Source organism: Paenibacillus sp. Negev47, assembly GCF_058313655.1.
The window spans coordinates 4237233-4250451 of record NZ_CM177754.1 but is presented as its reverse complement, the minus strand read 5'-3'; the positions used below and the strand labels follow the sequence as shown (position 1 = coordinate 4250451).

Genomic DNA, 13219 nt, shown 5'->3' with positions numbered 1-13219 from the left:
TAACATCTAGTAAGTGGAAACAAACTTTCAACATTCCCAGGGAGGTACTTACCATGGATGTATTAAAAGTTTCAGCAAAGTCCAATCCTAATTCTGTAGCCGGCGCTCTTGCAGGGGTTCTTCGTGAACGTGGAAATGCTGAACTGCAGGCAATTGGAGCGGGAGCACTGAACCAAGCCATTAAAGCGGTAGCGATAGCCCGGGGATTTGTAGCACCAAGCGGAGTTGACCTGATTTGTATTCCAGCTTTTACAGACATTGTGATCGACGGCGAGGACCGAACGGCCATTAAGCTGATTGTGGAGCCCAGATAATACATGTGTTATGCATTGAACCTGTTTACGATGTAGACAGGTTTTTTTGCGTTTTTTTGTAGTAAATTATAGAAGGAGGGTTAACGATGTCCATGTCTGATTGGCGTGTAGCCGATTTTCACTGTGACGCACTGAGCAAAATATTGATGCAGCCGACACTTTCATTCGAAGATGCTCCACAACTGGATGTGAATATGCGACGTTTGAAAGAGGGGAGAGTAGGTTTGCAGGCGTTCGCCATCTATTTGCCCGAAGTACTAGGCAGAGGCAAGTTTGAACATGTGATGGGGCAGTTAGATATTTATCGTAAGCGCGTAGAGAGAAGCAGGGAGCGTGCTGGCGGCACACAGACGTTGTTGTGGCGTGAACAGGTGCCTCAGGTGGGCCAAACAGAGGGTCCGTGGGGATTAATCACACTGGAGGGTGTGGATGGCCTGGAGGGCAACCTGTTCTATCTGGAGTTATGTTATCAGATGGGTGTTCGAATTGTTGGACTTACCTGGAACTACGCCAATTGGGCGGCTGACGGAATCATGGAGAAGCGCGGAGCGGGACTTACGGAGAAGGGAAAAGAACTGGTTCGCCTATGTAATGAAGTCGGCATGCTGTTAGACGTGTCTCATTTGACGGAGAAAGGTTTCTGGGAACTGGCTGACTTGAGCAAGCGTCCATTTATCGCCTCTCATTCTAACAGTTATAGCGTATGTCCCCATGTGCGCAATCTGAAAGATGATCAGATTCAGGCCATCATTGCCCGGGAAGGACGGATCGGACTGACGTTTGTCCCTTGGTTTGTTAAACAGGAGGGGGAAGTCCGTATAGAGGACCTGCTGCCTCATATCGAGCAGATCTGTTCTCTTGGCGGGCAGCATCATCTGATGATGGGGTCCGATTTTGATGGAATTTCGACGTATATTCAAGGACTCGAGAATGCAGGACATTACCCAAGACTGATGGAGAAGCTGCTCAAGCACTATGATGAACATTTGGTGCGCGGTTGGTTATGGGGGAATGCGACGAGTTATCTGGGGGAACACTTGCCAGAGAGCAATCCGAAGATGAAGATGAAGGGGACTTCCGTGAAATAGTGAAGTTGCGTGTGGGAATGAATGGGTTAAATTGAAACTGGTTTTCCAAATAAAGGAGTGAAATGATGGCGAAATAAGTGTATTTCATGAATTTTCACCAGTTCGTTTTCATTTCACTCGAAAAAGGGGTATAATACCATTGGATTGTTAAGAGCCTGAGTACAGGCCATAGATAAACAAGGAGTGAAATTTACGATGAGTAAAACAGTACCTGTGGGCGTATCTGCCCGTCACATTCATGTATCCCAAGAGCACGTTGAAATTTTGTTTGGTAAAGGTTATGAACTGACTGAATTTAAACCTCTGTCTCAGCCTGGCCAATACGCTGCTAACGAAACCGTAGCGGTTATTGGTTCGAAAGGACAGTTTGATAAAGTGCGTATCCTTGGACCTGTTCGCCCTGAAACGCAACTGGAGATCTCCATGACAGATTCATTTGCTATTGGTGTTAAAGCACCTGTACGTGAGTCCGGAAGCATTGAAGGTACACCGGGAATCACGATTAAAGGTCCTGCTGGCGAAGTTACGATTGATAAAGGTGTTATCGTTGCTGCTCGTCACATCCACTTCCATACTTCTGATGCTGCTAAATGGGGTATCGAGGACAAACAAATGCTGAAAGTACGCCTGGGCGGAGATCGTGGTCTTGTACTGGAAAATGTACTGGCTCGTGTATCCGATTCTTTCGCACTGGACATGCATATTGATACAGATGAAGCTAACGCTGCTGGCGCTCGTAATGGCGACACTGCTGAAATCATCGACTAATTACATGAAATAGCCTTCAGCCACTAAATAAGGCGGTCTGAATAACATATAAACCTGAGCACAGCCAACAAGGTCGGTTAATTCCAACCCTGATGGCAAGGCTCAGGTTTTTATTTGTTTTCGGAGCATTCTTCTGAGCCTTGTATGTTTCGGAATAGACGAAGGGGCAGGTTGTTTGGATGTGGAACTTCAGCCCAATTCATGCTATAATTTGCTGTAATGCTCTTTTACTGTTCCAAGCGAGAAATTCACGTGGAACAGGGATGAATGAACGATTTTTTTATTAATTGAGGCTGTAAGGAGTGACCGAAGGAAATGGCTAAAGACTCAAAAAAGGATTACTCCCAATATTTTGATTTCTCCGATGCCAAAGTAATTTCGCAAGATGAATTCAGCAAAAAGATAAGAATCCGGGGCCGTGAGATTAACATCAAATCAGAACCCAATCATCGTCAGGAGAAACAGCGGGGCAAGGAAGACGTTCAGGTGCTTTACGAAAATGCCGTTCCCGATGAACTGAAAAACATAGGAAACGGCAAACACTATATTGTATATACGTATGGATGTCAGATGAACGAGCATGACTCGGAGACCATCAAAGGACTACTTGAGTCTATGGGATATCAGGCTACAGAGGATCGCAAAGAGGCTGATGTTATTCTGCTCAATACGTGTGCCATACGGGAAAATGCGGAAGATAAGGTGTTTGGTGAGCTTGGTCACCTGAAAACGCTAAAACTCGAACGTCCAGGATTATTGCTTGGCGTATGCGGGTGTATGTCTCAAGAGGAAGGCGTCGTCAACCGAATCATGCAGAAGCATGGCTTTGTGGATATGATCTTTGGTACACATAATGTGCACCGGTTGCCACATCTGATTCAGGAAGCGCTGTTCAGCAAAGAAATGGTTGTTGAAGTGTGGTCCAAGGAAGGCGACATCATTGAAAACCTGCCGAAGAAACGTGAGGGTATGCGCGGCTGGGTGAACATTATGTATGGCTGCGACAAGTTCTGTACATATTGCATCGTTCCGTTCACACGGGGCAAAGAACGCAGCCGTCGTCCGGAAGATGTCATTGCCGAAGTACGGGATTTGGCACGACAGGGCTTCAAGGAAATCACCCTGCTTGGTCAAAATGTCAATGCGTACGGCAAGGACTTCACCGACCTGAACTACAGTTTTGGAGACTTGATGGATGCCATTCGCCAAATCGATATTCCGCGAGTACGCTTTACAACCAGTCACCCACGTGACTTTGATGATCGCTTGATTGAAGTGCTGGCGAAGGGCGGAAACCTGGTGGAGCATATCCATCTTCCGGTGCAATCTGGCAGTTCAGAAGTACTCAAGCGTATGAGCCGTAAGTATAGCCGGGAACACTATCTGAACCTGGCTGGCAAAATTAAAACGGCTATTCCGGAAGTCGTGTTGACAACGGACATTATTGTTGGTTTCCCTGGGGAAACGGAAGAACAATTTGAAGATACACTTTCCCTTGTCCGTGAAGTAGGGTATGATTTTGCCTATACCTTTATCTATTCCCCGCGTGAAGGTACGCCTGCTGCGGTGATGGAGGATAACGTACCGATGGAAGTGAAGAAGGAACGTTTGAAACGCTTGAATGAAACCATCAACGAATACAGCCACCGGAGCAATGAAGGGCAACGCGGTAAAGTCGTTGAGGTGCTCGTTGAAGGTGAGAGCAAGCGGAATTCCGAAGTTCTGGCAGGACGTACCCGCAGCAACAAGCTGGTGCATTTTGAAGGACCCAAAGAATTGATCGGTACTTTCGTACAAGTGGAAATCACCGATCCGATGACTTTTTATATTCGGGGCAATCTGGTCTCTGAGCCGGTAGCTGCCAATCAGTAATACACACACCAATAAGATGAGAATTTTGGGGTTCAATATCAGGTTCGGACATTCGCGCAAGTAGCGGAGGGGACGGAATCGGTCTGTAGAAGCGAAGCGTTCGCCTTTGTCTCCGGACTTTAACCTTGAACAATTGTAATCAGAAAAATCCGGAGACAACAGCGATCAAAAGAACGATCCGTACCCGCAGCGGTCATGGAGCAGACGTTTGAACTCATTTGAGCCCAGGTTCTCATCTTATATCATCTCATAGAATGGAGCGATTTCAGTGGCGCAGGAAGAAGTGCAGTACAATCATTATGGAATGCCTACCTACGATACGCGCAATCTGGTCATACGCGACGACATTATGGGAAAAGCCAAAGAATTGGCTGATATGCTCGGAACGAGTGAGGAAGTTAGACAGTTTCAACAGGCTGAAACCAAAATTCGTGATCATGAGCGCATCCAGCAGTTGATTGCAACCATCAAGAAGAAACAAAAAGAGATCGTTGCTTTTGAAAGCTTCAAAAATGTTGAGATGGTCAGCAAAATTGAACAGGAAATTGACGATCTGCAAAGCGAACTGGACAGTATTCCATTGGTTACGGAATTCCAGCAGAGCCAGAGCGATATCAACTACTTGCTTCAGCTTGTGATCTCTGTAATCCGAGATACGGTTTCCGAAAAAGTGAACGTGGAGGCTGGAACGGATTCACCTCCGACCAATTGCGGTTAAATGACGGAAGGGTGCGGACGCAGTCCGCGCCTTTTTTGACATTACATTATGATCGTTAACATGGGGTGGCTATAGCCAGTACTCGGAATATACTTCCAAGCAAAGCTCCACACTGTGGGGTTATTTTCTGTGGTGCGACGTTTTTTTTAATTAATAAGGCACATGACATCAAGAGCTTGATACGTACAGTGCAATAAAGGAGAAATGAATAATGAGCATTTTGGACAAAATGGTGGAAGACGGAGATGGACGGTTCTGGGGATTTCTCGGCTGTCGTTATATAAAAGGAGACGGAAATGAAGTGCAGATCGCGCTGACGGCTGGCGAACATCATACCAATTCCATGGGAATTATTCATGGTGGGGTATTGACTTCACTGATGGATCAGGCGATGGGTATGGTTGCCACAGCAGCAATGGAAGTAGACGGCTGTGTGACAACGAATCTGAACGTACATTTTCTCTCACCGATGAAACAAGGAGAGTTGACGGTGACAGCTACGGTAATGCATCAGGCTGGACGCAGTGTTACGACTCATTCGGAAGTACGTGATGCATCGGGTACATTGGGATGCATGGCTACGGCGACATTCCGCATAGCACGTCCAAGAACGTAAAACAAGAATCCCGCTGTTGACAAAAGATATTATTATGTCATAATGAAATTATCAAAATGAAAATAGTCGGTGGTGCCCATGAGCGAAAACTACGAACACTTCAATGCAGAGAGCGATGAACAAGCAGCACGTGCCTATAGTTCCAAAAAATATCGTACACCCGATGGTGTTCCTGCGGATATCGTTATGTTCACCTTGACCAAGCGAGAGCGCAAGACGGTGACCAAGACACTTCCCATTCGGGAACTTAAAGTGATGCTGATTAAGCGTAAAGGCTGGCCTTTTGCAGGTAGATGGGCATTACCCGGTGGATTTTGTCAGGAGAATGAATCCATCTACGGTGCAGCAAAGCGTGAGCTGATGGAAGAGACAGGTGTAGACGGTGGACATCTGGAGTACTTGAATGTATACAGTCAGCCGGGTCGTGACCCGAGAGGGTGGATTATCTCTCATGCATTTTTCGCGCTTGTGGAAGAATGGATGCTGGATCAACGCCAAGCAGCTGATGATGCTGAGGATGTTGGATTGTTCACCATTCAGGAGGCGCTGCAAGAACTGGAACTGGCCTTTGATCACAGGACAATCATTGAAGATGCATATCGACGTATTCAGCAGCAGATGTTGGAAACGACGATTGCTAGGCAGTTCCTGCCACGTGACTTTACGTTAAGTGAATTATATCAGGTTATTCAAAGTGTTGTACCGGATTTTGAAGAACCAAACTTCATTCGCAAGATTACATCTACCCGCAGTCGCAAAGGCATTGTGGAAGAAGTGCGGGATGAAGAGGGTAACCTTGTGAGTTCCAATCAGTATTCACAGCGTCCGGCGCAGCTATATCGTTTTACAGAACTCGTACCAAGGCTGTCAATCTATACGTAATAATGTGTAGGGTGTCAATCTGAATTGAATCAGGATCAAACCATTCTGGGCCAAGGGAGTGTTGACGATGAAAGCACTGATTGTCATTGATTTTACACAAGATTTTGTGACAGGTTCTTTACCTGTAGGTCAGCCTGCGGTTGAGATCGAAGAGACGGTCGCAGCTGTAACGGAAGCTTACTGTAATAATAAACATGAAGTGATTATGGCTGTGGATCTGCACGAAGAGAATGATCCGTATCATCCGGAAACAGCCCTTTTCCCGCCTCATAACATCCGGAATACGGAAGGAAGGCGGTTATATGGTCGTCTTGCCCAAGTGATGGAAGAACGGAAAGCGGATATTCGGTGGATGGATAAGACAAGGTACAGCGCATTTTGTGGTACAGACCTGGAACTCAGACTGCGTGCACGTGGCATTACAGATATTGCGCTCATTGGGGTATGCACGGACATTTGCGTACTGCATACTGCAGTGGATGCTTACAATAAAGGTTTTCATATTACGGTATATGAAGATGCCGTTGCAAGCTTCAATCCGGCAGGACATGAGTGGGCACTTGGACATTTTCGTTCCAGCCTTGGTGCTTCGGTGGTTAAGGCGAGCGAGACAGTTCTGGCTTAATTTACTCGACAATCATGTCTGTCTGACCTAATGTTAGGAACCGGATGAATGTGGTGAATGGTGTATAGAGTTTGTACGGGAGACTTGTTTGTTAATACGGATGAACAGAATCATGAAGAATAAGTCTCCATATGTTAACCCGTGCTCACAGGTGAAATCGGCGGGCACGAGCGGAAGTCAGAGAGGATGAGACAAATGCAGACAACTAGCCTGGCTTTACATACGGATAAATATCAGATCAATATGATGTACGCCCATTGGGTGAATGGTACTCACAAACGAAAGGCTGTATTTGAAGCCTATTTCCGTAAGCTTCCATTTGGCAATGGATATGCGGTATTTGCCGGATTGGAACGGATTGTGAACTATATCAGTCAGCTTCGGTTCACGATGGACGACATCAAATTTTTATCCAAACAAGAGGAAAATTACGACCCGGTCTTTCTGGAAGAGTTGCTCCAGTTTTCATTTCAGGGGACAATTCATTCCATGAAGGAAGGCGCAATTGTTTTCCCTGACGAACCGCTCATTCGGGTAGAAGGCTCCATTATGGAGACACAATTGGTGGAGACGGCGATACTTAACTTCATGAACTATCAGACGTTGATTGCAACCAAGGCTTCGCGGATCAAACAGGTGGCACAACAGGATACTTTACTCGAATTTGGTACACGGCGTGCACAGGAAGCTGATGCCGCCATCTGGGGCGCACGTGCTTCGTATGTGGCAGGCTTCCATGCAACGTCCAATATGCTGGCCGGAGAGCGCTTCGGGATCCCAACAGCAGGTACACATGCCCATTCCTGGGTACAGAGCTTTATGAGCGAGCAGGAGGCGTTTGACGTGTATGCCAAAGTGTTGCCTGATCAGGTTACGCTACTGGTTGATACCTTTGACACGTTGAACAGTGGGGTACCTCACGCCATCAAGACAGCCAAGAAGTTGGAGAGCCAGGGTAAAAAGATGAATGCCATTCGTCTCGACAGTGGTGACCTTGCGTACTTATCGATTCAGGCACGTCAGATGCTGGATGAGGCTGGTTTGGATTATGTGAAAATTGTTGCATCCAATGATCTCGATGAGAATACGATTTTCAACCTGAAGGCTCAAGGAGCACGGATTGATACATGGGGTGTCGGTACACAGTTAATTACCGCTTCTGACCAGCCATCTTTGGGTGGAGTATACAAATTGGTGGAGCGTGAAGTGGACGGTACTATGCTGCCTACGATCAAGATATCTGCCAATCCTGAAAAAGTGTCTACACCAGGTAAAAAGGAAGTGTTCCGGATCATTGATCCGAAGCATGGCAAAGCGATTGCAGATTATATCTGCTACCCAGGGGAAGAGCAGCCGCTACAAGGCGGACCGCTCAAGCTGTTCAACCCGCTACACCCTTATCTGAAAAAGACCGTTACCCGCTACGAAGCGGTAAATATGCTGGAGCCGATCTTTGTGAACGGACGCAAAGTGTATGACCTGCCTAATTTGGATGAGATTCGTGCGTATCATCGGGAACAGATGGACCTTTTCTGGCCTGAATACCAACGGAAACTCAACCCGGAGATCTACCGTGTGAATATCAGCCCGGCGGCTTGGAATATGAAGCAGAAGCTCATTGCCGAACATGTGAAATCCACAGAAGAATAGTTCACACATAACCATAACAGAGAGGCATAACCAGTGAAGAATACTGGCTTATGCCTTTTTAATATGATCTCGATGATCTGGACCAGGGATGTAAGAAATCTCATGGACAGACTGCCTGGGTAACAGGCTATACTGGAATTTAGCTTGTTGAGTTTTGCTGAAATCCATCCTTTTTGAACACGTATTTAAAGGGGAAATGCAGTCATTATTTCTCGGGAAAGCGCAGGAGACGCCAAATTCTGCATCTTTCACCAATTAAAATTAGCTTCAACATTTTAGGGGAGCTCCTTTAGTGCCGATGGAGTGTCCTGGTATTGTTTCAATACCATTGTCGCAGGGGATGAAAGTAAGAGGAGGTGCAGACATGAGATGGATATTAGGATTGGTCTGGGTCGCTTTTATAGCCTATGCATTGTTGTTGGCACCGGGGCAGTCACCTGGAAGTGACCCTCTAATCAAAGAACTGATCACACTGCAAAGCAAAGAACCTTGGTTACTTACTGCATTTTCGTGGTTAGGTATTTTCCCGGCAGTTTATGCCTGTATGCTGTTAAGAACATCTGCAAAAGAGCGAAGTGGTCGTGTACCCGCTTGGCCTTTTGTTGTACTTTCTTTCGGACTGGGTGCTTTTGCCCTGCTTCCCTATTATGCATGGTCATCATCCGCGTATAGATCTTCCGGCTACGCAAGCTTGCATTTTGGTCGTCAGCGGGAGTCGGGGATTGGACGGGTAGCAGCCCATAAGCTGACGCATGTAATTCTTTTGCTGTTGACGCTGGGGACAGCATTCTATGCAGTGACGCAAGGTCATCCGGATGTATATATGGAAGCGTTCAAGCAATCTTCATTTGTACATATCATGACGATTGATTTTGTTCTGCTGACCTTACTTTCCATGATTGCGATATACAGGGATGCTGTAGCAAGTCGACGTTCATCTGCTTGGGTTGCGGCAGGGATTATCCCCATTGTGGGCCCGCTAATCTATCTGTTGACGCTTAGGAGACACTGAGCTTGAACAGGAGTATTATGAAAGAATCAATAGGTAGCTGTTAAGCTTGAATGCGAATAATTCATGTACTTAATGGAAAAATATTAAAGATTATTAAGGAGTGAATAATGATGAAGAATCATTTTAACGCATATGTTGTCCGCAAAGAAGACCAGGGCGGAGTAAAAGCAGCTATAGAGCAACTGAAGAAGGAAGATCTGCCAAATGGAGATGTAACGGTACAGGTGCAATATTCGAGTGTCAATTATAAAGACGGGCTTGCAACCCTTGAGAAAGGCGGTGTAGTTCGTGAATACCCAATGGTCCCTGGAATCGACCTGGCAGGAACGGTAGAGGAATCGGTAAGCGGACGTTTTGCACCGGGAGATCGTGTGATCAGTACAGGGTTTGAACCTGGCGTATCCCACTATGGGGGTTACAGCGAGTATGCTCGTCTACGCAGTGAATGGCTGGTACCTCTGCCACCGGGTCTCAGTGAAAAAGAAGCCATGGCGATTGGGACCGCAGGATTCACCGCTGCACTTTCGGTAGATGCGCTGTTCCAGGCTGGAGTTACACCGGAGATGGGCAAGGTACTGGTTACGGGTGCAACGGGTGGTGTTGGCAGTATGGCAGTTGCGATCCTGGCGAAGCTGGGCTTCGAAGTAACAGCCAGCACAGGCAAGAAGGAGCAGGAAGAGCCATTCCTTCGAAACTTGGGGGCCTCAGAGGTTATTACTCGTGAAGAAGCCGATGCTCCAGCTAGAGGAGCCATGGGGAAACAGCTATGGGCGGGAGTTGTCGATCCGACAGGAGGCCCGGCACTCGCGGAGCGATTGAAACAGATCCAATACGGAGGTGCGGTTGCGGTATCCGGATTAACCGGAGGCACAGCTTTTGAATCCACGGTACTTCCGTTTATATTGCGTGGCATCCAGCTTATTGGTATAGACTCTGTATATTGTCCAATGGAACGTCGGGAACGATTGTGGAAACTGCTCGGCGGTGAATGGAAACCAGAGCGTGCGCTGGAACTGGGAATCCAGGAAATCTCCTTAGACCAATTGCCTGATACGCTGGAGACGATACTCCAAGGTGGTGCAGTAGGTCGTACCGTGGTCAATACGATATCAGATCTGCCAGCCGAATAAGATTCTTAGTCCTTAGACATGCTAATTCTACCTGATTGGGTCACAGTACATGTGGCTGGAAAGGAAGGATTGGCATGTGGTGTGGTAGAAAGGTGCGAAGTCTGGTTGGAAGAACAATCAAGTCGGTACTGGTAAGTGGCGTGTTGATCATGAGTGTCTGGGCCCTGGTGGCTTGTTCGGCATCATCCATCGAGCAGGAGCGGAAGGTCTATACACGTGAAGCGACGGATGAAGGAAACATGCGGGCACAGAGTCAAGGACACGGATTAAACGGAGCATTGGCGAATGAGATGAGTAAGAGTTTTGAAGCAAAGGGTATCCAGCTGATGAATAACATGTCTGCCGACGACGACCATGGTGGGATCTCTTATATGTATTTGTTGAATGGAAGTGGCAGACACATCGTGAAAGTCCATATTTTCAGAGATAAGGCAGCACGGGTTGCCGGCATGAAACAAATGTATAGTGAGCATAGTGATGAGGCTGTCTTGGAGAATGTGCTTGGCCGAACAACGATTCGCAGCAAAGATTACGTTTCACTGGTCTATACGGCTTCCGGTGGCGAAAAGGATGAGTATGAACAGGACGTTATGCAGGTGTTCCAACATGTGCTGGAGCAACTAAGGTAAGTAGAACGAGATACCTTTTGTACCTTGCCGTATAGCTGAAAATAAACCCGAAAAACCCGTCTGATTTTTCAGACGGGTTTATATATTTCACGCATGACATGCCGCAGCTCAGGCAAAATGAGTTTTTCCATGGCCAATTTGACAGCTCCTTTGGAGCCTGGCATGGAGAATACCGCTGTGCGTCCAATTGTTCCGGCGACGGCTCTGCTCAGGATGGCAGCGGAACCGATATCTTCGGTGTAACTGAGAAAACGGAAGATCTCACCAAAGCCCGGAAGTTCTTTGTCGAGCAGTGAAGACACCGCTTCGTAGGTTGTATCTCGGGGTGCAATCCCTGTTCCGCCGCTAAGCAGCACGGCTTCGACATCATCACGAACGGCTGCATCTTGCAGGATGCTTCGAATGTTCTCCGTTTCATCTGGTGTGATGATGTATTCAACAATCTGATAACCCGCTTCATTCAGAAGCTGGTGCATGAGCTGGCCGCTGGTGTCAGTGTCTTTGGTGCGTGTGTCCGACACCGTAACAATCATGCACGATACCGTGTCAGGGGCTTCCTGGCGATGTTGTTCCACTGAATTAGTCATGAAACTTCCTCCTTCAATCAACATGTCCTCATAGCATAGAACATTCGTAAGAATCAGGCAATGTACTGGAGAAGAGTTGAACGTTATTGCACAACGAATGCGGGATGGTGTACACTCGCTAGATATAGATAGATTAGGTTACAAGAAGGACAATCAGAGAGGTGTTTAAGGATGAACGAAACGATTTCGAAAGAAAAATCCATACCTGTATATATACTGTCAGGCTTTTTGGGAAGTGGCAAAACAACACTGCTTGTTCAGTTGATCGAACATTGGCAACAACAGGGTTTGCGTCCCGCAGTAGTGATGAATGAGTTAGGCGAAGTCAATCTGGATGGTCAGATTGTGGATTCTACCGTTCCGATGACGGAGATGTTAGGGGGCTGCATCTGTTGTACCGTACGTGGCGACTTGGGATTGCAACTTGCTGAGCTCGTTCAAGAGGAATCACCGGATGTGATCATTATTGAAGCCACTGGTGCGGCGAATCCAATGGAGATTCTGGATGCGGTCACAGAAACTTCACTCTACATGCGATTGGAACTGAAAAGTCTCATTACCGTTGTGGATGCAGCACATCTATCTGGTCTGTATCAGGAGCAGAAGGGGCAGACCTTCAAACTGATGCAGGAGCAGATTCGTTGTGCGTCGGTGCTTCTCTTGAACAAGACAGATCGGGTGAATGCACAGGAACTGAAAGATCTGGAGCAGCTTTTGGCAAAATGGAATGGCTTCGCACCTGTAATTCCTACGGTTAAATGTGAGGTGGAGATGGGTCTGTTGCTTCGTAGCGGTGCAGACATGCACGTTCGGGAATCAGCTTCTGAAGCAGGAAAGCCGGCTCACCAAGATCATCATGTGCATACGGAAGCCTGTGGCGCACATGGATGCAGTCATGGACATGAAACGAATACTGACGCATCCCATACTCATGACCATGATCACAGGCATGAGCAATCTATTCCTCATGCATCACACGAACATGTCATGGTGTATACGCATTATTTCAGTCATCCGGTGAACAGCGAAACATTTGAACAATTTGTATCTGCTTTGCCACGAGACGTGTACCGAGCGAAAGGCATTTTATCGTTTAGTGACACGGCGAGCCGCTTCTGGTTCCAGTATGCCTACCGTGAATCGGATTATATGAAGATCACACCTCAAGGAGATGTCCCTAATGTTGCTGTGTTTATAGGTGAACATTTTGACCAAACTGTCATTCGTGACCAATTACTGGAATTGGAAGCGATAAAGTAGGATAGATGATTCAATGTTCCTCCGTACTGGGTATTAAGAAGCATAGCAAACTTTGCCTGGGAGGTAAC

At 47.0% G+C, this 13219-nt stretch carries 14 protein-coding genes; 13 read left to right on the top strand and 1 reads right to left on the bottom strand.

Annotated elements, in window-relative coordinates; all coding sequences use genetic code 11:
- Positions 1 to 53 precede the first annotated feature (53 nt).
- From AC4G47_RS19000 to AC4G47_RS18945, 12 genes are all read left to right on the top strand, one after another.
- Positions 54 to 314 (top strand): stage V sporulation protein S, encoded by a 261-nt coding sequence (locus tag AC4G47_RS19000; protein WP_007430104.1) that lies wholly within the window; start codon positions 54 to 56, stop codon positions 312 to 314.
- Between the two features lie 86 nt (positions 315 to 400).
- The gene (locus AC4G47_RS18995) at positions 401 to 1402 is read left to right on the top strand and encodes a dipeptidase (RefSeq protein WP_491102223.1); all 1002 of its coding nucleotides are present in this window, start codon (positions 401 to 403) and stop codon (positions 1400 to 1402) included.
- Between the two features lie 195 nt (positions 1403 to 1597).
- Positions 1598 to 2170: a phosphate propanoyltransferase gene (gene pduL / locus AC4G47_RS18990; protein ID WP_017689107.1), complete on the top strand. Its 573-nt coding sequence runs from the start codon at positions 1598 to 1600 to the stop codon at positions 2168 to 2170.
- A 315-nt stretch (positions 2171 to 2485) separates the two neighbouring features.
- Complete coding sequence (gene miaB / locus AC4G47_RS18985) at positions 2486 to 4042, top strand: tRNA (N6-isopentenyl adenosine(37)-C2)-methylthiotransferase MiaB (RefSeq protein WP_491102222.1); 1557 nt, start codon at positions 2486 to 2488, stop codon at positions 4040 to 4042.
- Positions 4043 to 4346: 304 nt separating this feature from the next.
- Positions 4347 to 4760 (top strand): YlbF/YmcA family competence regulator, encoded by a 414-nt coding sequence (locus tag AC4G47_RS18980; protein ID WP_491106743.1) that lies wholly within the window; start codon positions 4347 to 4349, stop codon positions 4758 to 4760.
- A 211-nt stretch (positions 4761 to 4971) separates the two neighbouring features.
- Positions 4972 to 5376, top strand: coding sequence for a PaaI family thioesterase (locus tag AC4G47_RS18975; RefSeq protein ID WP_491102221.1), 405 nt, complete (start codon positions 4972 to 4974; stop codon positions 5374 to 5376).
- A gap of 78 nt (positions 5377 to 5454) precedes the next feature.
- Positions 5455 to 6258 carry an NUDIX hydrolase gene (locus AC4G47_RS18970; RefSeq protein WP_062833857.1) on the top strand — a complete coding sequence of 268 codons (804 nt, stop codon included), beginning with the start codon at positions 5455 to 5457 and terminating at the stop codon, positions 6256 to 6258.
- Between the two features lie 67 nt (positions 6259 to 6325).
- A complete protein-coding gene (locus AC4G47_RS18965) occupies positions 6326 to 6883 on the top strand; it encodes a cysteine hydrolase family protein (protein ID WP_491102220.1) in 558 nt (185 codons plus the stop codon).
- Positions 6884 to 7078: 195 nt separating this feature from the next.
- Positions 7079 to 8533: a nicotinate phosphoribosyltransferase gene (locus AC4G47_RS18960; RefSeq protein WP_145318764.1), complete on the top strand. Its 1455-nt coding sequence runs from the start codon at positions 7079 to 7081 to the stop codon at positions 8531 to 8533.
- A gap of 364 nt (positions 8534 to 8897) precedes the next feature.
- Positions 8898 to 9545, top strand: coding sequence for a hypothetical protein (locus AC4G47_RS18955; RefSeq protein WP_491102219.1), 648 nt, complete (start codon positions 8898 to 8900; stop codon positions 9543 to 9545).
- A 110-nt stretch (positions 9546 to 9655) separates the two neighbouring features.
- Positions 9656 to 10675: an oxidoreductase gene (locus AC4G47_RS18950; RefSeq protein WP_491106742.1), complete on the top strand. Its 1020-nt coding sequence runs from the start codon at positions 9656 to 9658 to the stop codon at positions 10673 to 10675.
- Between the two features lie 74 nt (positions 10676 to 10749).
- Positions 10750 to 11304 (top strand): hypothetical protein, encoded by a 555-nt coding sequence (locus AC4G47_RS18945; RefSeq protein ID WP_491102218.1) that lies wholly within the window; start codon positions 10750 to 10752, stop codon positions 11302 to 11304.
- A 68-nt stretch (positions 11305 to 11372) separates the two neighbouring features.
- Here the strand turns inward: AC4G47_RS18945 and AC4G47_RS18940 are convergent, their stop codons facing one another.
- Positions 11373 to 11891 (bottom strand): MogA/MoaB family molybdenum cofactor biosynthesis protein, encoded by a 519-nt coding sequence (locus AC4G47_RS18940; RefSeq protein ID WP_264929223.1) that lies wholly within the window; start codon positions 11889 to 11891, stop codon positions 11373 to 11375.
- A 171-nt stretch (positions 11892 to 12062) separates the two neighbouring features.
- Between AC4G47_RS18940 and AC4G47_RS18935 the strand changes: the two genes are divergently transcribed.
- Positions 12063 to 13151, top strand: a complete 1089-nt coding sequence (locus AC4G47_RS18935) for a CobW family GTP-binding protein (protein WP_491102217.1) — start codon at positions 12063 to 12065, stop codon at positions 13149 to 13151.
- Positions 13152 to 13219 lie beyond the last annotated feature (68 nt).